The 18,709-nt window shown below is 71.5% G+C and carries 12 protein-coding genes; 6 read left to right on the top strand and 6 right to left on the bottom strand.

Annotation, left to right across the window (positions count from 1 at the left end):
* Nucleotides 1-24 precede the first annotated feature (24 nt).
* Nucleotides 25-1,389: a serine/threonine-protein kinase gene (locus OH804_RS08010; RefSeq protein WP_406063941.1), complete on the top strand. Its 1,365-nt coding sequence runs from the start codon at nucleotides 25-27 to the stop codon at nucleotides 1,387-1,389.
* Here the strand turns inward: OH804_RS08010 and OH804_RS08005 are convergent.
* Nucleotides 1,386-2,093 (bottom strand): hypothetical protein, encoded by a 708-nt coding sequence (locus tag OH804_RS08005; RefSeq protein ID WP_196923723.1) that lies wholly within the window; start codon nucleotides 2,091-2,093, stop codon nucleotides 1,386-1,388. The genes OH804_RS08010 and OH804_RS08005 overlap by 4 nt on opposite strands.
* A gap of 353 nt (nucleotides 2,094-2,446) precedes the next feature.
* Between OH804_RS08005 and OH804_RS08000 the strand changes: the two genes are divergently transcribed.
* Nucleotides 2,447-3,244 carry an SAM-dependent methyltransferase gene (locus tag OH804_RS08000; protein WP_196923724.1) on the top strand — a complete coding sequence of 266 codons (798 nt, stop codon included), beginning with the start codon at nucleotides 2,447-2,449 and terminating at the stop codon, nucleotides 3,242-3,244.
* 55 nt (nucleotides 3,245-3,299) lie between these two features.
* Here the strand turns inward: OH804_RS08000 and OH804_RS07995 are convergent, their stop codons facing one another.
* Complete coding sequence (locus OH804_RS07995) at nucleotides 3,300-4,028, bottom strand: cellulose binding domain-containing protein (RefSeq protein ID WP_406063938.1); 729 nt, start codon at nucleotides 4,026-4,028, stop codon at nucleotides 3,300-3,302.
* 316 nt (nucleotides 4,029-4,344) lie between these two features.
* Between OH804_RS07995 and OH804_RS07990 the strand changes: the two genes are divergently transcribed.
* A complete protein-coding gene (locus tag OH804_RS07990; RefSeq protein WP_406063936.1) occupies nucleotides 4,345-5,418 on the top strand; it encodes a hypothetical protein in 1,074 nt (357 codons plus the stop codon).
* Between the two features lie 37 nt (nucleotides 5,419-5,455).
* Here the strand turns inward: OH804_RS07990 and OH804_RS07985 are convergent, their stop codons facing one another.
* Together OH804_RS07985 and OH804_RS07980 are read right to left on the bottom strand one after the other, a co-directional pair.
* The gene (locus OH804_RS07985; protein WP_196923727.1) at nucleotides 5,456-6,553 is read right to left on the bottom strand and encodes a winged helix DNA-binding domain-containing protein; all 1,098 of its coding nucleotides are present in this window, start codon (nucleotides 6,551-6,553) and stop codon (nucleotides 5,456-5,458) included.
* Nucleotides 6,554-6,679: 126 nt separating this feature from the next.
* On the bottom strand, nucleotides 6,680-7,936 hold the full coding sequence (locus OH804_RS07980) for a phosphodiester glycosidase family protein (protein ID WP_196923728.1): 1,257 nt from the start codon (nucleotides 7,934-7,936) through the stop codon (nucleotides 6,680-6,682).
* Nucleotides 7,937-8,294: 358 nt separating this feature from the next.
* Here OH804_RS07980 and OH804_RS07975 point away from each other — a divergent pair, with 358 nt between their 5' ends.
* Nucleotides 8,295-13,757 (top strand): carboxyl transferase domain-containing protein, encoded by a 5,463-nt coding sequence (locus OH804_RS07975; RefSeq protein WP_406063933.1) that lies wholly within the window; start codon nucleotides 8,295-8,297, stop codon nucleotides 13,755-13,757.
* A gap of 70 nt (nucleotides 13,758-13,827) precedes the next feature.
* Here OH804_RS07975 and OH804_RS07970 read toward each other — a convergent pair whose 3' ends face one another.
* On the bottom strand, nucleotides 13,828-15,201 hold the full coding sequence (locus OH804_RS07970; protein WP_406063931.1) for an MFS transporter: 1,374 nt from the start codon (nucleotides 15,199-15,201) through the stop codon (nucleotides 13,828-13,830).
* A gap of 132 nt (nucleotides 15,202-15,333) precedes the next feature.
* On the opposite strand from OH804_RS07970, the gene OH804_RS07965 reads away from it, so the two are divergent.
* Nucleotides 15,334-16,215: a LysR family transcriptional regulator gene (locus tag OH804_RS07965; RefSeq protein WP_196923731.1), complete on the top strand. Its 882-nt coding sequence runs from the start codon at nucleotides 15,334-15,336 to the stop codon at nucleotides 16,213-16,215.
* A 1-nt stretch (nucleotide 16,216) separates the two neighbouring features.
* Here OH804_RS07965 and OH804_RS07960 read toward each other — a convergent pair whose 3' ends face one another.
* Nucleotides 16,217-17,275 carry a threonine aldolase family protein gene (locus tag OH804_RS07960; RefSeq protein WP_406063929.1) on the bottom strand — a complete coding sequence of 353 codons (1,059 nt, stop codon included), beginning with the start codon at nucleotides 17,273-17,275 and terminating at the stop codon, nucleotides 16,217-16,219.
* A gap of 242 nt (nucleotides 17,276-17,517) precedes the next feature.
* Between OH804_RS07960 and OH804_RS07955 the strand changes: the two genes are divergently transcribed.
* A complete protein-coding gene (locus tag OH804_RS07955) occupies nucleotides 17,518-18,687 on the top strand; it encodes an IS110 family transposase (RefSeq protein ID WP_406063625.1) in 1,170 nt (389 codons plus the stop codon).
* The last annotated feature ends 22 nt before the right edge of the window (nucleotides 18,688-18,709 follow it).

The raw sequence follows: 18,709 nt of genomic DNA, 5'->3' as shown, positions 1-18,709 counted from the left end.
TCCCGGTCGCCGGATAATACGGTCGTGTCCATCCCGCCACAGGTTGGCCGGTACCGCATCGCGCACCCCGTCGGCGCCGGTGCGTTCGCCACCGTGTGGCTGGCGTACGACGACGAGCTGCGCTCGCCGGTGGCGGTGAAGGTGCTCGCCGACAACTGGTCGCAGCGGGCCGACATCCGGGGACGCTTCCGCCAGGAGGCCCGCTTCATGCGGCAGGTCGACTCCGATCACCTGGTCCGGGTGTTGGACATCGGCGAGCTGCCCGACGGCCGGCCGTACCTGGTGATGACGTACGCCGCTGGCGGCACGCTCGCCGACCGGCTGACCGGCGGGCCGATACCGGTGCGCGCGGCGTTGCGGATCGCCGCCGACATCGCCAGGGCGGTGGCCGTCCTGCACGACAGCGGCGTGCTGCACCGCGACCTCAAGCCCTCCAACGTGCTGTTCGACCCCACCCCGGCCGGTGACCGGGTGTTGGTCGCCGACCTGGGGCTGGCCAAGACACTCGCGCACGCGTCCGGGTTCACAGTGGTCGCCGGCACGCCCGCCTACATGGCGCCCGAGCAACTCGTCCCCGGCAGAGGGATCGACGTGCGCGCCGACGTGTATGCGATCGGCGCGCTGACGCAGCACATGTTGACCGGCGTACCGCCGGGGCAGCCGGTGGCGGCAGCCCGCGCACCCGCCGCCGTCGAGCGGGTCGTCCGCCGGGCGCTGCACCGCGATCCGGACCGCCGCTGGCCCACGGCGGCCGCGTACGCCTCCGCGTTGGAGGGTCTGCTCGCCGGCCGGCAGCTCACGGCCCGCCCGCCGCCACGGCGGCGGCTCCGCCGGTTCCTGGCCGCCGTCGGCGCCGTGGCCGCGACGCTGGTCATGGCCGGATCCGCCACCGCCGCCACCGCGCCGCACGGCTGGATCCGGGTGGGTGACACGACCGGCGCTGTCTCGGTGGCCGTTCCCGGCGGCTGGGCGCGGCAGCTGCGCGACGGTGGCTGGGACCCGACGGTGATCGGCCTCGCCGAGGGGCGTGGCCCCGGCCTGCTCGTCGGGACGGACCTCACAGTGTGGTCCGATGTCGACAGCGCGACACCGGGAGTCTTCGTGGGTGTGAGCCGTGCGCTGCGCGGAGCGGAGCAGCCGGCACTGCCCGATCACAGTGGATGCACACCCGCCGCCGCTCGGGCGGTCACCGTCGCCACTTTCAGTGGGACCGTCCGGCACTGGGCGCGATGCGGTGGCGCGCAGACGTCCTTCAGCGAGGTCACCCTGGTCGCCGCCGCCACCACCTTCGGGGTGTACGTCCAGGTCAAGCAGACCGACGGCCTCGACCGCACCGACGAGATCCTCGGCACGCTGCGGGTGGACGCTTCGATGGTCGCGCAACGCTAGTACCGCTTCCAGTTTCCGCTTCCGTCGGCCTTGCGCCACCGACGGGTCTCGGTGCCGCCGTCGAGCTTGCGGACGGTGGCCTGCACGTCCTCGCCCACCACCCGGTACGAGACGAACGTCATCACCCGGTCGCCGGACGGGCTGGAATCGTCGCCCAGGATGACCGGCCACGCGTACCGTCCTCCGCCGTCGGCGAGCTGAACCGGCACGAGGGCCTGCCGTCGCGCGGCGTCGCTGTTGCCCAGTTCGACGAGGACGAGCGCGTCCTCGGTCGACGGCGCGTTCGCCGGCTCCTCGGTGATGAACTCGGCGTAGACCGGCCGCGCGCCGTTGGGCAGGATCCGGCACGGGATGTCGAGGCCGTTCGACCCGTTCCGGAACACCACGGAGTCGGACTCCCCGCAAAAGCCCAGGTTGCGGATCGTGGCATTGGGCCAGTCGGTCCGCCTGATCTCGCTCACCGGCGCGGCCGGCCGGGAGGTGCGGGTGGCCGGGGCACCCGGGGTGGCGCTGCGGGTGGCCGGAGCGCTCGGGCTGGTGCTGCCGGTCGCCGGAGCGCGCGACGCCGACGGGCTCGGCGGGCTCGCGCTGGTGGACGGAGAGCCGGCGGGCCCGGCGTCACCACCGACCCGTTCCACCGCTGACGTGCAGCCGGCGACGAACGCAACGGTGAGCATCGCACCGACGAGCAGGTTACCGCGCATGGGTGATCCTTCCTTCGCGGGTCTGTCACAGGGTTTGATGCACCGGTACGGGCGGTGGTTCACGTGACCGGAGCGGCATCTCTGCCCACCATCGGTGCACCCCTTTCCTCCTCCTCAGGTCGTAGGCGTAGTGCCGTCCCGCGCCAGATGGTTCGGGGCGATCGCTCGAACAGGCTTGTTCCAAGGCATCGGGTGACGCCGTACGGACCTGCTCCGGACACGTCCACCGGTGACAGCCACCCCACTCTCCGTGCGCGGTCCACCCCCGGTCGAGAGTGGACATTGCGGGAGTACGATCCCGCTCGTACCGCTGTGGTTACCTCCAGCTGACGACCCCTCGATAGGAGCCAGGCATGGCCGGCCCGGACCCCGAACTCGCCGCGAAGCTTCAGCCCGACGTGCCGCACGCGGCACGGATCTGGAACTACTGGATGGGTGGCAAGGACAACTTCCAGTCCGACCGGGCGGCCGGCGACGCTGTCGCCGAGGTCTACCCGGAGATCGTCCTCATGGCGCAGCAGTCGCGCGTGTTCCTGGTGCGGGCCGTGCGTTACCTCGCGGCCGAGGCGGGCATCCGGCAGTTCCTGGACATCGGCACCGGCCTGCCCACCATGCAGAACACGCACGCGGTCGCCCAGGGTGTGGCGCCCGACTCGCGGATCGTCTACGTGGACAACGACCCGATGGTGCTGGTGCACGCGCGGGCGCTGCTGGCCAGCACCACGTCGGAGGGTGTCACCACCTACGTCCCGGCCGATTACCACGACCCGGAGAAGATCCTCGCCGAGGCGGCGCAGACGCTCGACTTCGACCAGCCCATCGCCGTGATGTACATGGGCGTGATGGGCTACGAGCCCGACCTGGACGTGGTGCGCTCGATCGTCGGGCGCACCATGGACGCGGTGCCGTCCGGCTCACACCTGGTGCTCTGGGACGGCACCAACACCAGCCCGGCGGTGGTTTCCGGCGCCGAGCGGCTGGCGCAGAGCGGCGGAGTTCCGTACATCCTGCGCAGCCCGGAGGAGCTCGAGAGCTGCTTCGACGGGCTGACGATGGTGGAGCCGGGCCTGGTGCCGATCCCGCTGTGGCGAGCGGAGGATCCCGACACCGTCGGGATCGACGCCTACGGCGCGGTGGCCCGCAAGCCCTGACCGACACGACGTCCGCCCCGCTCACGCCGTCTCGGCAGAGCGGGGCGGACGTCGTTCACCGCGCGCAGGTCAGGGTCAGGCCGTCGGGCACCGCGCTGGTCGACACGAGCAGACCGAACGTCGTCGCTCCGTCCAGCGCCAGCGTCCCGTTGTAGGAGGCGTTGCGCACTGTGGCGTCGGCGCCGGCCGTCTCGGCCACCCCACCCCAGGCCGCCTGGATCCGCTCGTCACCGGACCACCGCCAGGAGACGCGCCACCGGTCCAGCGGCAGCGTCCCGGTGTTGCGGACCGTGACCGTCGCCACGAAGCCGCCGCCCCAGTGGGTGTCGATCGTGGCCGTCGCGCGGCACGAGGTCGGTGAGGCGGTGCGGGCCGAGGCGATCACGTACGGGTCCCGTCGGCCGTCGACGTCGGTGAACCGGTACCAGTACTCCGTGTCAGGAGTCAGCCGGTCGATGGTCACCGCGCCGTTGCGCTCCGGCCCGGAGACGCCCTCGGCGACAGCGGCCCGCCACTGCTGGGCGTCCTCGCGGCTGGTGAAGAGGCTGACTGTCATCGGCGGGTCGTAGCCGCAGGGTGGGCGGAAGAAGATGAAGTACGAGATGGTCAGGCTCGTGGTGGTGGCTCCGGTCATGTTCGCAGTGATCGGCAATGCCGGTGGGCAGGCCGGCGTCGGTGTCGCCGACGGCGTTGGCGTCGGCGTGGCTGTCGCTTCGGCGGTGGTGGTCGTCCCGGTCCAGGTGGCCAGCGCCATGGCCGTGACGGCGAGGAACATGCGAAGCATCGGTACCTCCGTGGTTACCAGGCACCGATGACCGAGGTGGTAGCCGGTGCCGCACTCGGGTTCCGGTCGACGACGAGGGCTGCCCGGCACGGGTGACATGGTCACCTCGTGCGCCCCGTGGACCGGAGGAGATCTGGTGCGCGCTGGCTCCCCGAGCACCACCGAACCACAGCATGGCAGGCGATGGACATCGATACAACCTGATCCCGATCTCGTCGAACATCGTCCGCTTCCTCGTCGCCGCACTGACACCCGCTGGGCGCCCGAACCCCGAATGATCTATTGGCATCTATCCATTCGGACACGGGAGCACACCATGCTCGACGCAAGCAGCACGACCCGGCGACCCCGGGGAGTGCGGGCACTGATCGCGGCAGGCGCTGCGGCACTGCTGACGGCCGCCGCGCTGGCCGCACCGGCCCCCGCCGACGCCGCCGTCAGCCGGGCCGAGCTGGCCCTCCGCTGGGCGCCCATCCACTACCAGGACGTGGACGCCACCGGCAGCCACGCCCTGAGCGGCCAGTCGGACCACCTCACCCGGGTCGACTTCGACGGCGACCTGGACGGACGCAACAACTGGGACCGGGCCGGCCAGGCAGGCGCCTCGTTCGCCGCGCACGTGTACTACTCCGTCGTGGAGACGAGCACCCACTGGTACATCACGTACTTCTTCTTCCACCCTCGCGACTGGACCGACCACCCGTTCTTCGAGACCGAACACGAGAACGACGGTGAGGGCGCGCTGTTCGCGATCGAGCGGGACGGCTCCACGTACGGCGTTCTCCGCTCGGCCGTCACTGTCGCGCACAGCGACTTCTTCTCCTACACGCCGACCGGCAGCACCTGGACCAACGGCGGGGAGAGCATCGACGGCACCCTGCGGTTCCAGGCGTCACCGCACGACACGTTCCAGCACCCGGTGACGGCGCAGGAGGCACAGGGCCACGGCCTCAAGGCACACCCGCAGTACGACATCAACGGCGACGGCCTGGTCTACTACCCGTCGACCGTCGCCGAGACGCCCAGCAGCAGCAACGACCGCGACGTGCGGTACCAACTGATCGACATCTTCGCCGCTGGCGGCCTGTGGGCGCAGCGGTCCAACGCGAGCCTGTTCGCCAGCCTGGGCACGTTCGCCGGTGACACGTCCGGCGACTGCGGCGTCGGCACCTGGAGCTGTTCGACCAACTCCGCCAACGCGCCCTGGGGCTGGGACGACGGCAACGACGCCCCCGCGCGTGGCGAGATCGCCAGCGACCCGGCGAAACTGTCGGCCGCGTACTTCACAGTGCCGACCGGGCTGGCCCGCACCTACAGCTACAACCCGTACGCCGGTGCGGCTGCGGCGCTCGCCGAGGCGGCGAGGACGGCTCCACCGACCGTCGACTGATCTCTTCGTCTCCCCGGGGTCGGACCGTCCCGGTCCGTCACCGGGGAGACGAACCGACCCGTACCCGGTCGCTCTCGTCGTCGGAGAGAAAGGCCGCCAGCGCCTGCCCCTGCTCGGTGACGGCGGCCCGGTCCGCTCGGGAGAAGCCGCGTAGTGGGTTGACGGTCACCGTGCCCGACTCGACGCTCCAGGTCGCCGCGACCCGGCCGTCGACGAGCACCACGCGTTCGCCGGCCACCGACAGGCCACGGTGGGCGTCGTCGATGATCCGGGTGCGGTCGTCGTAGCCGAGGATCGCGTTGTCGAACGCCGGCAGGAACCGCACCGGGGCGGGGGTGTCCGGGTCGGGGCGCGGCGCGTCGGGGAGGTCGATCAGCTTCCGACCACGTTCGTCGCGGAAGGTCACCAACTCGTCCCGCATCGCGGTCACCACGGCCGGCAGCCCGGCGAGGCCGCACCAGGCCCGCAGGTCGGCCGTGGCCGCCGGGCCGAACGCGGCCAGGTAGCGGCGCACGAGCAGCTGGCCGACCTGGTCGGCGCCTTCTGCGGTCGGGGGGGCGATTTCCCGGTCGAGCCAGGCGGAGACCAGGGCGTAGCGCACGCCCCCCTTCGCCCGCCACACCCCGCGCGGCGGCAGCTGTGTCATCGGGAGCAGCGCGATCGCCATCTCGCCCAGCGCCTGCACCCCCGCCGTCGGCCAGCGCTCGCCGAGCGCCCGCCCGATCTCGGGCATCGAGCGGGGCTCACCGTCGGACACCACGGCCCGTGCGGCAGCGGCGAGGTCGTCGAGGTCAACCCCGTCGAGCTCGCTCCGGTAGACCCCGAGCACACGTTGGCGCAGCATGGCGTCGTGACGCGGACGCCAGGCCACGGCGTCGTCGGCGACGAGCAGGTGGACGGTGCGGCGCATGAGGTGGGTACGCACCACGTGCCGTTCGGTCAGCAGGGTCGAGAGCACCGTCGGGTCGAACGCGCGCAGCCGCGACCACAGCCCGATGAAGGGCTCCTGCGGCTCCTGGGCCTGGAGGCCACCGAGGTGGGCGACGGCGTCGAGCGCCGGCAGGTCGGCGCGGTCCAGCAGCAACTGCCGGGCGAGCGTCGCGCGGTTGAGCGCCCGGGTGTCGAGAATGGTCATAGGGTCCTTTCGGCCGGCGTCATTATCTGACCCGGAGCCGACAGTCTGGGCGCCCGACCGCCTCAGATACGCGAAACCGCCCCGTCCGGCGGCACCGGGCGGGGCGGATTCGAGCGGGTGCACCGATCAGTGCCTGCCCACGAAGATCCCGATGCCGTTGGCGACCATTCGCTCCGTACCGTCGGATGGGCTGTTGCGGGCGGTGGCCGCGGCCTGGCCCGGCTCGCGGACGGCGACAGTGCTCGAACCACCGCCGTCCAGGTTCACTGCGGCGTCCGCGCCGAGTGAGCGCATCAGGTCGGCCAGTTCGGCGATCGTGAACCCGGCGCTGGCCGGGGCGCGGCCGGCCAGGGCGACCAGGTACACGGTTCGACCGTCGGGGCTGACACCGGCCGCGCTGCGTACCGCGGCGGTCTTGGTGTCCAGGCCGGCCAGCGGCGCGCCGTCGCGCAGGATCGGCGCGCCACCGACCGCGAAGGTCAGCTTCGGCTTGCCGACGGAGACGAGCTTCTCGCGCACCTGCACCCGGTCGCCGACGGCGAGGTCGTCGAGCGCGTCCGCGCCGCCCTCCCGGCCGACCAGCACCTGGGTGTCGGCCGGGATCGCGCCCGCACCGGGCGTCGGGCCGACCGCGGTCACCACGCCGTCGCGTACGGTCACCTCGTAGGTGTGGGTGCTGCACGGGTCGCTGCGGCTGGTGTCGGTGCCGCAGGTGGACCGGACCCGGGAGGCGGTCCCCCAGTCGGCGGTGAACAGGCCGACGCCGTCGACCGGCAGCGCGTACTGGTTCAGGCCGCCCAGCGCGACGGTGCCCTTCGCGCTGCGCACCTCGCCGTCCAAGCTCAGGGTGTCCACGCGCGCCTTGCCGTTCACGCCGACGCCGAACACGTCCCGGGTCGAGGTGCCCGGGGCCAGGCCGGGGCCGAAACGCTGGGCGGTCGGCACCGCGAACTTCAACTCCTCGCCGTCGGCGATCTCCGGACCGGACGACGAGTAGGTCGGGGTCACGCCCGCGTGCGTCTCACTGTTGTTGAAGAAGTCGCCGTTGACGCCGGCCACGGCGCCCTGCTCGTTCGTCATCGCCGAGACGACAGTGCGCTGCGCCACCGCGTCGGGGTGCAGCAGGTCCAGGGAGACCTTGTTCTTCTTCAGGTCGGCGGTGAGCAGGTAACCGACTGTGACGCCTCGGGGTGTGGTCACCTGGAACGAGCCGTATGTGACGCCCGGGGCGAGCTGCTCGGTCGAGGTGATGGTGATCGGGGTGGCCGTCGCGGGTACCGTGGCGGTCGCGGCGTGGGCGACGCCGGCCGGCGTCACGAGCGTGGTCAGCCCCGCCGCGAGCAGCAGCGCCAGACGTGGGCGTACGAGGTGTGGTGACCTCATTGCCGCTCCTTTCCTGGTGCGTTCCTGGCCTGGGCCGGGATGGTCGAGCCGGGCCGGCGGTTGACCGGACCGGCGATGATCTTCCTGGTCAGCCGATCACCCGGGGGTGAACACGGGAGGCTGCGGATGTGAACCGCCCGCACCGTCTCGATCAACTGCCGGAGCGGCGGGACGGGCCGACCCAGGTGGGCACGATCCCCGGGGGTGCCAAAAAGTTTTGTGCACTTCCTACAACTGAGGGACGGTGGGTTCGGTGGTTGCGCCATAGCGCTGGCCGCCGCCACCCGGAAAGGTGATCACTGCTGGGAGCCGTCGTCTCCCGGCACGCAGGTCGAGGTCTAGCTAAGGGGTTCTTCGGGTGTTCAACCGTGTCGCCATCGTCAACCGTGGTGAAGCCGCCATGCGGCTCATCCACGCGGTCCGCGAGCTGGCCGCGGAGACCGGCATCCAACTCGAAACCGTGGCTCTCTACACCGATGTCGACCGCAACGCCACGTTCGTTCGCGAAGCGGACATCGCCTACGATCTCGGCCCGGCGTCCGCCCGCCCGTACCTCAACCTGGCGGTGCTGGAGCGCGCCCTGACCGAGACCGGGGCCGACGCCGCCTGGGTCGGCTGGGGCTTCGTCGCCGAGGATCCGGCGTTCGCCGAGCTGTGCGAGAAGATCGGCGTCACCTTCGTCGGGCCGAGCCCGGACGCCATGCGCCAACTCGGCGACAAGATCGGCTCGAAGCTGATCGCCGAGAAGGTCGGCGTGCCGGTCGCGCCGTGGAGCCGCGGCGCCGTCGAGACCCTGGACGCCGCACGTGCCTCGGCGGCCGAGGTCGGCTACCCCCTGATGCTGAAGGCGACAGCGGGCGGCGGCGGGCGCGGCATCCGCGTGGTCAGGAACGAGGCCGAGCTTGTCGACGCGTACGAGCGCACCAGCCAGGAGGCGGCACGGGCCTTCGGCAGCGGCATCGTGTTCCTGGAACGCCTGGTCACCGGGGCGCGGCACGTCGAGGTCCAGGTGATCGCCGACGGGCAGGGCACCGCGTGGGCGCTCGGCGTGCGCGACTGCTCCGTGCAACGACGCAACCAGAAGGTCATCGAGGAGTCGGCGTCGCCGGTGCTCGACCCGGCGCAGGCCGCCGAGCTGAAGACGTCGGCCGAGCGGCTGGCCGTGGCTGTCGGTTACCGCGGCGCGGCGACCGTCGAGTTCCTCTACCACCCCGGCGACCGGTTGTTCGCGTTCCTCGAGGTCAACACCCGCCTCCAGGTCGAGCACCCGATCACCGAGCTGACCACCGGGTTCGACCTGGTCAAGGCGCAGCTGCACGTCGCCTCCGGCGGGCGACTCGAAGGTGCGCCGCCGTCCGAGCGTGGGCACGCCATCGAGGCGCGGCTCAACGCCGAGGACCCCGACCGCGACTTCGCGCCGTCGCCCGGCCGCATCGCCCGGCTGGACCTGCCCAGCGGCCCCGGCATCCGGGTGGACACCGGCGTCAGCGAGGGCGACACCATCCCGGCCGACTTCGACTCGATGATCGCGAAGATCATCGCGTACGGCCGCGACCGCGACGAGGCGCTCGGCAAGCTGCGCCGGGCGATGGCGAACACCACCGTGATCATCGAGGGTGGGGCGACGAACAAGAGCTTCGTGCTCGACCTGCTCGACCAGCCCGAGGTGATCGACGCCAGCGCGGACACCGGCTGGATCGACCGCGTCCGCAGCGAGGGCCGGCTCGTCACGCACCGCCACTCCGCTGTCGCCCTGGCCGCCGCCGCCATCGAGGCGTACGAGGAGGAGGAGCGCGTCGAGCGGCAGCGGCTGCTGTCGACGGCGGCCGGCGGGCGCCCGCAGGTGCAGCACGCCAGCGGCCGACCGTTGGACCTCAAGCTGCGCGGCGTCGGTTACCGCACGCGGGTGGCGCGTGTCGGCGCGCACCGGTTCCGGGTCGGCATCGAGAGCGGCCCCGTCGTGCGCACCGCCGACGTCGAGCTCGACCGCTTCGACCGGCACACCGGTCAGATCGTCGTCAACGGCATCCGCTACCGCCTGCTCACCGGCACGTACGGGCCGACCCACCTGGTCGAGGTGGACGGTGTGACGCACCGGGTCAGCCGGGACGAGGGCGGTGTCCTGCGCTCGCCCATGCCCGCGCTGGTCGTCGCCACGCCACTGGAGGTCGGCGCGGAGGTCGAGGCGGGCGCGCCGGTGCTCGTGCTCGAAGCCATGAAGATGGAGACGGTGCTGCGGGCGCCGTTCAAGGCGCGGCTGAAGGAGTGCGCCGTCTCGGTGGGCAGTCAGGTCGAGGCGGGTGCGCCGCTGCTGCGCCTGGAGCCGCTCGCGGACGACGCCGAGGAGACCACTGACGACCCGAGCACCGAGGCCGTCGAACTGGACCTGCCCACCGCCGCCGCCGACGTCCCGGCGGACGAGCGCAGCCGGCGCGGTCAGGAGGACCTGCGGGGTCTGCTGCTCGGCTTCGACGTCGACCCGCACGACGACCGCCGGGTGCTCGACGACTACCTCACCGCACGGCGGGCGGCCACCGAAGCCGGTCAGCGACCCCTGGCCGCCGAACTCGACCTCATCGAGGTGTTCGCCGACCTCGCCGAGCTGAGCCGCAACCGTCCGACGGGCGAGGACGGCGGCGCCGCGCACGTGCACAGCGCCCGGGAGTACTTCCACACCTACCTGCAGAGCCTCGACGTCGAGCGGGCCGGGCTGCCGGACGCCTTCCAGACCAGGCTCGGCAAGGCGCTCGGCCGCTACGGCGTCACCGACCTGGACCGCACCCCCGCCCTCGAAGCCGCCGTCTTCCGGATCTTCCTCGCCCAGCAGCGCGCCTCCGCGGACGCGCAGGTCGTCGCGGCGCTGCTGCGCGCCTGGCTGCGGGAGACCCCGCCGGACGAGACGCTGCGCGAGCCGGCCGGCCTCGCGCTGGAGCGGTTGATCGCCGCGACGCAGGTCCGCTTCCCCGTGGTCGCGGACCTCGCGCGCGGCGTGGTGTTCGCCTGGTTCGCCCAGCCGCTGCTGCGCCGCAACCGCGCCCGCGTCTATGCCGAGGTCCGTGGTCACCTGCGGCACCTGGACGCGCACCCGGACGCACCGGACCGCGCCGAGCGCATCGCCGAGATGGTGCGTAGCACCGAGCCGCTGGTCCGGCTCCTCGGCCAGCGGCTCGTTCGCGACCACCTCGACAACGCGGTCATGTTGGAGGTGCTGACCCGCCGGTACTACGGCAACCGGTCACTCACCAGCGTGCGCACCCAGGGGGTCGCCGACTGCACGTTCGTGGTCGCCGAGCGCGCCGACTCGAGCGTGGTCTCCGCCGCGGTGAGCTTCGACGCGCTGGGCAGCGCCCTGCGCGGGCTGGCCGAGCTGGCCACCGGCGAGGACGCCGTGGACGCCGACATCTACCTCGGCTGGGAGAACCAGCCGGAGGACTTCGACGCGATGGCGGCGGCGCTGGCCGAGGTCATCGCCGCGCACCCGCTGCCGCCCCAGGTACGTCGGGTCACCACCACCGTCGCGGGTCGCGGCGGCGCGGTGATGCACCACCACTTCACCTTCCGCCCGGCCGGTGCCCAGTTGGCCGAGGACCGGCTGATCCGCGGGCTGCACCCGTACATCGCGCAGCGGATGCAGCTGGAGCGGCTGCACAAGTTCGACCTGACCCGGCTGCCGTCGTCGGACGAGGAGGTCTACCTCTTCCAGTGCGTGGCGCGGGAGAACCGGGCCGACGAGCGCCTCGTCGCGTTCGCGCAGGTACGTGACCTGACCGAGCTTCGCGAGCAGGACGGCCGCCTGGTCGCGCTGCCCACGACCGAGGACGCCATCGCCGCCTGCCTCGACTCGATCCGCCGCGCCCAGTCGCGGCGGCCGTCGAAGACGCGATTCAACACCAACCGCATCGTGGTCTACGTGTGGCCGCCGAGCGAGCTGACCCGCGAGGAGATGGAGATGATCGCCGGGCGGGTCCGCCCGACGACAGCGGGCGCCGGCCTGGAGGAGATCCTGTTCATCGCGCGCCAGCGCGACCGCCGGACCGGCGAGCTGACCAGGATCGCCGTACGGATCTCGTTCGACGCCGCGGGTGGCGCCGAGCTGGCCGTCGGGGAGCCGCCGGTCGAGCCGATCGAGCCGCTCGACGAGTACCGGCTCAAGGTGCTGCGGGCCAGCAGCCGCAACACCGTGTACCCGTACGAGCTGACCGGCCGGCTCGGCGATTTCGTCGAGCACGACCTCGACGACGACCACGTGTTGGTACCGGTGGACCGGCCGAAGGGGCGCAACAGCGCCGCCATCGTCGCCGGAGTGGTCACCACGCCGACCGGGCGCTACCCCCAGGGCGTCACCCGGGTGGTGCTGCTCGGCGACCCGACGAAGTCGCTGGGCGCCCTGTCGGAGCCGGAGTGCCGGCGCGTGATCGCCGCACTGGACCTGGCCGAGCGGATGCAGGTGCCGCTGGAGTGGTGGGCGCTGTCCGCCGGGGCCCGGATCTCGATGAGCTCCGGTACGGAGAACATGGACTGGGTGGCCGCCGCGCTCAAGCGGATCGTCGAGTTCACCCAGGCCGGCGGTGAGATCAACATCGTGGTCGCGGGCATCAACGTCGGCGCGCAGCCGTACTGGAACGCCGAGGCGACGATGCTCATGCACACCAAGGGCATCCTGGTGATGACGCCCGACTCGGCGATGGTGCTCACCGGCAAGCAGTCGCTCGACTTCTCCGGCGGTGTGTCGGCTGAGGACAACTTCGGCATCGGCGGCTACGACCGGGTGATGGGGCCGAACGGGCAGGCGCAGTACTGGGCGCCGAACCTGACGGCCGCGCGGGACGTGGTGATGGCGCACTACGACCACACGTACGTCGCGCCCGGCGAGGACGCGCCCCGGCGGGCGGTCACCACCGACCCGGCCGACCGCGACATCTCCGCCTTCCCGCACGACGTGGCGGGCAGCGCCTTCGCCACCGTCGGTGAGATCTTCTCCGTCGAGTCCAACCCGGACCGCAAGAAGCCCTTCGACATCCGTACGGTGATGCGGGCCCTCTCCGACCAGGACCACCCGGTGCTGGAGCGCTGGGCCGGCATGGCGGATGCGGACACCGCCGTCGTGCAGGACGTCCACCTCGGCGGCATCCCGGTCTGCCTGCTCGGCATCGAGTCCCGGTCGGTGCCGCGGCACGGCTTCCCGCCCACCGACGGTCCGGACACCTACACGGCGGGCACGCTGTTCCCCAGCTCGTCGAAGAAGGCCGCGCGGGCGATCAACGCGGCCAGCGGCAACCGGCCGCTCGTCGTGCTGGCGAACCTGTCCGGCTTCGACGGCTCACCGGAGTCGATGCGCAAGCTGCAACTGGAGTACGGCGCCGAGATCGGCCGGGCGATCGTGAACTTCCGGGGACCCATCGTCTTCTGCGTGATCTCGCGCTACCACGGCGGCGCGTTCGTGGTGTTCTCGAAGGCGCTGAACCCGAACATGACGGTGCTGGCGCTGGAGGGCTCGTTCGCCTCGGTGCTCGGTGGCGCACCCGCCGCCGCTGTGGTGTTCTCCGCCGACGTCAACTCCCGTACCGCGGCCGACCCGCGGGTGCGCGACCTGGAGGCCCGCACCGCCGCCTCGGCTGGCACCGAACGCGCCGCGCTGACCGCGGAGCTCGACGAGCTGCGCTCGTCGGTACGCGCGGAGAAACTCAGCGAGGTGGCCTCGGAGTTCGACCGGGTGCACAACATCCACCGCGCCGTCGAGGTCGGCTCGGTGGACGCCGTCATCCGCGCCGCCGAGCTGCGTCCGCGCATCATCGAGGCCATCGAAGCCCACCTGGGATAACGCGACGAGACGGGCGGGGCAGTGCTCGGATCCTGAGAAGCGAGGAACCGGGCACCGCCCCGCCCCGGTCTCATCCGGTGGTATCGGCGGGGCGCGCGACAGCGAACACGAACCAGGCGATGGTGCAGACCGCGGCCGAGATCAGCAGAGCCCACCCCGTGCCGGCGGCGGCAGCAGCGCCCATGACGACGACACCCAGGGTCGCACCGACTTGCCGCACGGCGTTGAGCAGGCCGCCCACGGCACCGGCCGTGCCCGCCGGGGCGGCGCCGACGAGGGCCGCGACCAGCGCCGGCAGGGCGTAGGAGACACCGAAGCCGGTCATCAGGAGGCCGACCGCGAGCCACTGGTAGCCGCCGTCGGCGAAGACCACCCCGGCGAGCGCCGCGCCTCCGGCGGTCAGCAGGGCCAGACCGGCCAGGATCGGTCGGCGCGGACCCACCCGTGCCACGATCCGGCCGGTGATCGGCGGATTGGCCGCGAAGGGCACCGTCAGCGGCAGGAACGCCAGCCCGGTCTGCAGCGGGTTCAAATGCCGCTGCTGCTGCAGCAGCAGCGGCAGCACGAACAGGGCCCCCGTCAGTGCGAAGTTCACCGCCGCAGCGGCCAGCAGCCCGGCCCGCACCCGGCTGGACCGCAGCAGCGCCCGGTTCAGGACCGGCGCCCGGCTGTGGCGCTCCAGGCCGAAGAAGACCAGCATCGAGACTCCGCACCCCACCGAGGACCACACGGCGTGGGCCCACGCCTGCGAACCGGCAGCGATCAACGCGTCCGTAACGAGAGCCAGCACGGCAACGGCCGCCAACTGGGCGGGCCAGTCGATCCGGCGGTAACCGCGCGGGCAGGTCACCGCCGGGCCGTACGTCAGCGCCAGCACCGCCAGGCCGATGGGCACGTTGACCAGGAAAATCGACCGCCACCCGGCCGCGCCGACCAGTGCGCCGCCGGCGATCGGACCGGCTGCCACGGCCGCACCGCTGATCGCGGCCCACGCCGAGACCGCTCGCGCCCGCGCCGCCGGTTCCGGGTAGAGCTGGGCGATCATCGCCATCGAGGCTGGCACGCACAGCGCCGCGGCGACCCCCGAGATCGCGCGCAGGAGGACCAGGGCCCACAGCCCCGGGGCGAACGCGCTGAGCAGTGACGCGAGTGTGAAGACCGCTATGCCGGCCCGGAAGAGCCGCTCGGCACCGAAACGGTCCGCCGCCGCTCCCGCCGACAGCAGCAGCGCGGCGAACGCCACTGTGTAGCCGACGGTCGCCCACTGCAACCCGGCCATTGTGGTGTCGAGTGACGATGCCAGAGCAGGCTCGGCGACCGACAGCACCGTCATGTCCAGCAGCACCATGAAGTAGCCCAGCGAAATGCCGGTCAGGGCGGTGGAGTGCCTCCGCCGCTGCCGAAGATCCGCACGTGCTGGTGCGGACGAACTCAAAAGGGTCATGACTGGCGAAGCTCCCCGAAGACGACTGTGGAAGGACGCCACCACTGTGCGTTTCGGCAGACCAGCGGCTCCACCGCCGTAGCCGAACGACGCGTTCGGAATTTCCGAACGCTCCGGGCGGTTGCTGAGCACGTGGAGTTACGCCAACTCAGCACCTTCGAAGCCGTCGTCCGCTACCGAACCGTGACCGATGCCGCCGTCGCGCTCGGCTTCGCCCCCTCGTCCGTCTCCCAGCAGATCCGGACTCTGGAAGAAGCACTCGGCGTGGCCCTGTTCGTGCGCGGTCCCAAGGGAATGCGGCTGACCCCCGCCGGAGAACGGTTGCAGGGATGGGCACGGGCGCTGCTCGACCAGGCCGAGCAGGCCACCCGCGACGTCAGACGCGAACGGCGCCAGCTCCGGCTCGGTGCGCTGGAAACCCTCGCCGGCTCCTACCTGCCTGCGGTGATCACCCGATTTGCCGAACGTCGACCGGACATCGACCTCGAGATCCACACCGAACGCGCCCGCGACGGTCTCCTCGCCGATGTGATCAAGGGACGACTCGAGGCCGCCCTGCTGCTGGATTCCGGCGACGATGTCGGCGGACTCGGGTTCCCGGCCCCCGCCGAACCGCTCACCTTCATCGACCTCGACCCGGTCCCCCTCGCCCTGGTATCCGCGCCCGGGCACCCGCTCGCGGCCCGTGCCGCGCTGACCCCCGATGACCTCACGCACGAGCGGCTCCTGGTCAACGTGCCGGAGTGTTCGTTCTGGATGGCCGGAGACAGGATCCTCGGCTCCGGGCCTCAGCGGATCAGAGCCGGAGGAGTCCCGGTGATGCGCGCGTGGGCCGAGCACGGGCTCGGAATCTCGCTGCTACCCCGCTTCGCGGTCGCCGACAGCCTCCGCTCCGGCACCCTGGTCCAACTCGACCTTCCCCTCCCGGATCTCTGCCTGCGGCTGATCTGGCGAGAAGACCAGGAGGCGTTGCCTGGCATGCGGGACATCCTGTATGCAGCAGCCCGGCCCTGACTCAGGTGGCGCGCCGCAGCAGCTCATGGAGGAACGTGACGACCTCGTCGGGGGCGAGGTCCATGGCGTTCTCACCGACGCTGACCTCGAACGAACACCGGTCCGGATCTGGGGCGGACCGGACCCGGCCGAACAACTCCACCCCGTCGGCGGCGAGCAGGGCGTCGGCGGCCCGCATCGCGGCGTCCGGGCCGATCGGGAGGTGGACGTGGAAGATCGGCGTCTGCGGTGGGTCCGGAAACGCGCGGGCCACCCCGTCGGCGTTGATGGCCGCCGCGATCGCCACCCCGTGCTCCCGGTGTGCCGGCAGCCGGGACAGCACTGTGTCCAGGCCGTGCAGTGCGGTGAGCGCCAGCGGCCACGCGTCGTAGACGTCGCCGCCGAGCCGGCGGCGCCACACCCGTGCCTCGGCCATCAGTGCGGCGTCTCCGGCGAGCGCGGCACCACCGACGCCCTGTAGTCCCTTGTAGAACGAGACGTACGCGGTGTCGAACAGCGCGACGATCTCGGCGAACGGCCGCTGGTAGTACGTCTGGGCCTCCCACAGGCGGGCGCCGTCGAGGTGGACGGCGGCGCCACGCTCACGCATCGCCGTGGTCTGCGCGACGAGGTCGTCCCACTCCGGCAGCACTCCCCCGATGTCCCGTTGCGGCAGCTCCCAGACCGCCGCCGCGAGCGGTTCGGCGACGGCGGCGAGATCGGCAAGGGTGATCAGCCGGTGGCGGTCGCCGACGGGCTGGAACCGCAGCCCGTGCACGACGGCGTACCCCTGCTGCTCCCAGACCTCCAGGTGACACTGCGGATGGGCGGCGAAGGCCCGCCGGCCACGGCGGTCGGCGTGGATGCGCACTGCCACCTGCTGCGCCATCGTCCCGGACGGGAAGAACAGGGCTTCGTCAGTGCCGAGCAGGGATGCCACGCGCCGTTCGAGGGTGGCCACCGGCCCGTCCGGTCCGTGCGGCGGCGTGGCCGGATCGACCTGGGCCAGCATCGACCGCAGCAGGTCGTACGGCCGACGGCGCAGATCCGAGTGCAGAAACAGGGAACGCCGCACACTCATTGCGGCTACTTGTTTCATTGACCTGCGACCGTGGCCCGGCCAGGCTTCGGTCGAGGCGCCCGGGCTGTCGCTCTCATTGCGGCTGCCCACGCTGGTCGTGTGGCTCTCATTTGGCCTGCGCGGCCCGGGCGCCGCCCCAGGGCGGGGAGAGGCTCAAGAGGGGTTTGCTCGGCTCGAAGTAGCGTTGCCCTCCCGGCTCGACAACCCAAGCGGATCGAGCATCGGAGAGCGCGGTGAGTGGCATGTCAGATCGTGTGGTCATCGGGATGGACCCGCACAAACGCTCCGCCACGATCGAGGTCATGACCAGCGACGAGACCATCGTCGGCGGCGGCCGGTTCGACACCGACCGGGACGGCTATGCGGCGATGACAAAGTACGCCAAGCAGTGGCCGAACCGGGTCTGGGCGATCGAGGGCTGCCAGGGCATCGGCCGGCACATCGCCAACCGGCTACTCGCCGACGGCGAACAGGTCGTCGACGTCCCGCCGAAGCTGTCCGCCAGGGCGCGGGTGTTCGCCACCGGCCAAGGCCGCAAGACCGACGCCACCGACGCTCACTCCATCGCGCTGGTCGGCACCCGCATGGCCGGACTGCGCCCAGTGGTCAACGACGAACAGCTCGCCCTGCTGCGGATCCTGATCGACAGGCGCCGTTCCCTCGGTGTCGACCACACCCGAATAGTCTCCCAGCTGCACCAACTGCTGCTGGAACTGATTCCCGGTGGGGCGAAGAAGAGCCTGTCCGCCGCCCAGGCCAAGGCACTGCTGGCCAAGGTCCGACCCCGCGACACGGTCGGCAAAGCCCGACGCCGGGTCGCCGCGGAGCTGATCAGCGACCTCGAACGGGTCTACCAACGCACCAAGGACGCCGACAAGGAACTGAAAGAACTCGTCGCCTCCACCGGCACCACCCTCATGGACCTGCACGGCATCGGACCATCCGGCGCCGCCCGGCTCCTGGTCGAGGTCGGAGACATCACCCGGTTCCCGAACCGGGCCCACTTCGCCTCCTGGAACGGCACCGCCCCCATCGACGCATCCTCCGGCGAGCAGGTGCGACACCGGCTCTCCCGCGCCGGAAACCGGCAGATCAACCGAGTGCTGCACATCATGGCCACCGTCCAGCTCCGCAACCCCACCGAAGGACGCGCCTACTTCGACCGCAAGAAAGCCTCCGGCAAGACGTCAATGGAAGCGTTGCGCGCGCTGAAACGACGCCTGTCCGACATCGTCTACCGGTGCATGATCAACGACGCCGTGGCCGCCACGGCAGCGGGCCCGGGAGGACAACGGGGAACGACCACTGACTCCAGCGTGACCAGCTCGCATCCCCAAGCCGGCTCTTCGGAGAAGTCACTTCCCGGACCCGCCAAGACCCAGCTTAGAACTCCGCGCCCAGCGTTGTCTTGACACAGAGGGGAGCCAGTATCCA

The organism is Micromonospora sp. NBC_00860 (assembly GCF_045207375.1).
GTDB classification, from domain to species: domain Bacteria; phylum Actinomycetota; class Actinomycetes; order Mycobacteriales; family Micromonosporaceae; genus Micromonospora; species Micromonospora vinacea.
Note: the sequence above shows the minus strand (reverse complement) of the source record. Positions and strands in the feature narration are given on the sequence as shown.

Bases quoted from the DNA above. Each gene is read 5' to 3' on its own strand.
- OH804_RS07960 (WP_406063929.1), bottom strand. From the start codon at position 17,275: ATGAGTGTGCGGCGTTCCCTGTTTCTGCACTCGGATCTGCGCCGTCGG.
- OH804_RS07995 (WP_406063938.1), bottom strand. From the start codon at position 4,028: ATGCTTCGCATGTTCCTCGCCGTCACGGCCATGGCGCTGGCCACCTGG.
- OH804_RS07985 (WP_196923727.1), bottom strand. From the start codon at position 6,553: ATGACCATTCTCGACACCCGGGCGCTCAACCGCGCGACGCTCGCCCGG.
- OH804_RS07970 (WP_406063931.1), bottom strand. From the start codon at position 15,201: ATGACCCTTTTGAGTTCGTCCGCACCAGCACGTGCGGATCTTCGGCAG.
- OH804_RS07955 (WP_406063625.1), top strand. From the start codon at position 17,518: ATGTCAGATCGTGTGGTCATCGGGATGGACCCGCACAAACGCTCCGCC.
- OH804_RS07980 (WP_196923728.1), bottom strand. From the start codon at position 7,936: ATGAGGTCACCACACCTCGTACGCCCACGTCTGGCGCTGCTGCTCGCG.
- OH804_RS07990 (WP_406063936.1), top strand. From the start codon at position 4,345: ATGCTCGACGCAAGCAGCACGACCCGGCGACCCCGGGGAGTGCGGGCA.
- OH804_RS08005 (WP_196923723.1), bottom strand. From the start codon at position 2,093: ATGCGCGGTAACCTGCTCGTCGGTGCGATGCTCACCGTTGCGTTCGTC.
- OH804_RS08000 (WP_196923724.1), top strand. From the start codon at position 2,447: ATGGCCGGCCCGGACCCCGAACTCGCCGCGAAGCTTCAGCCCGACGTG.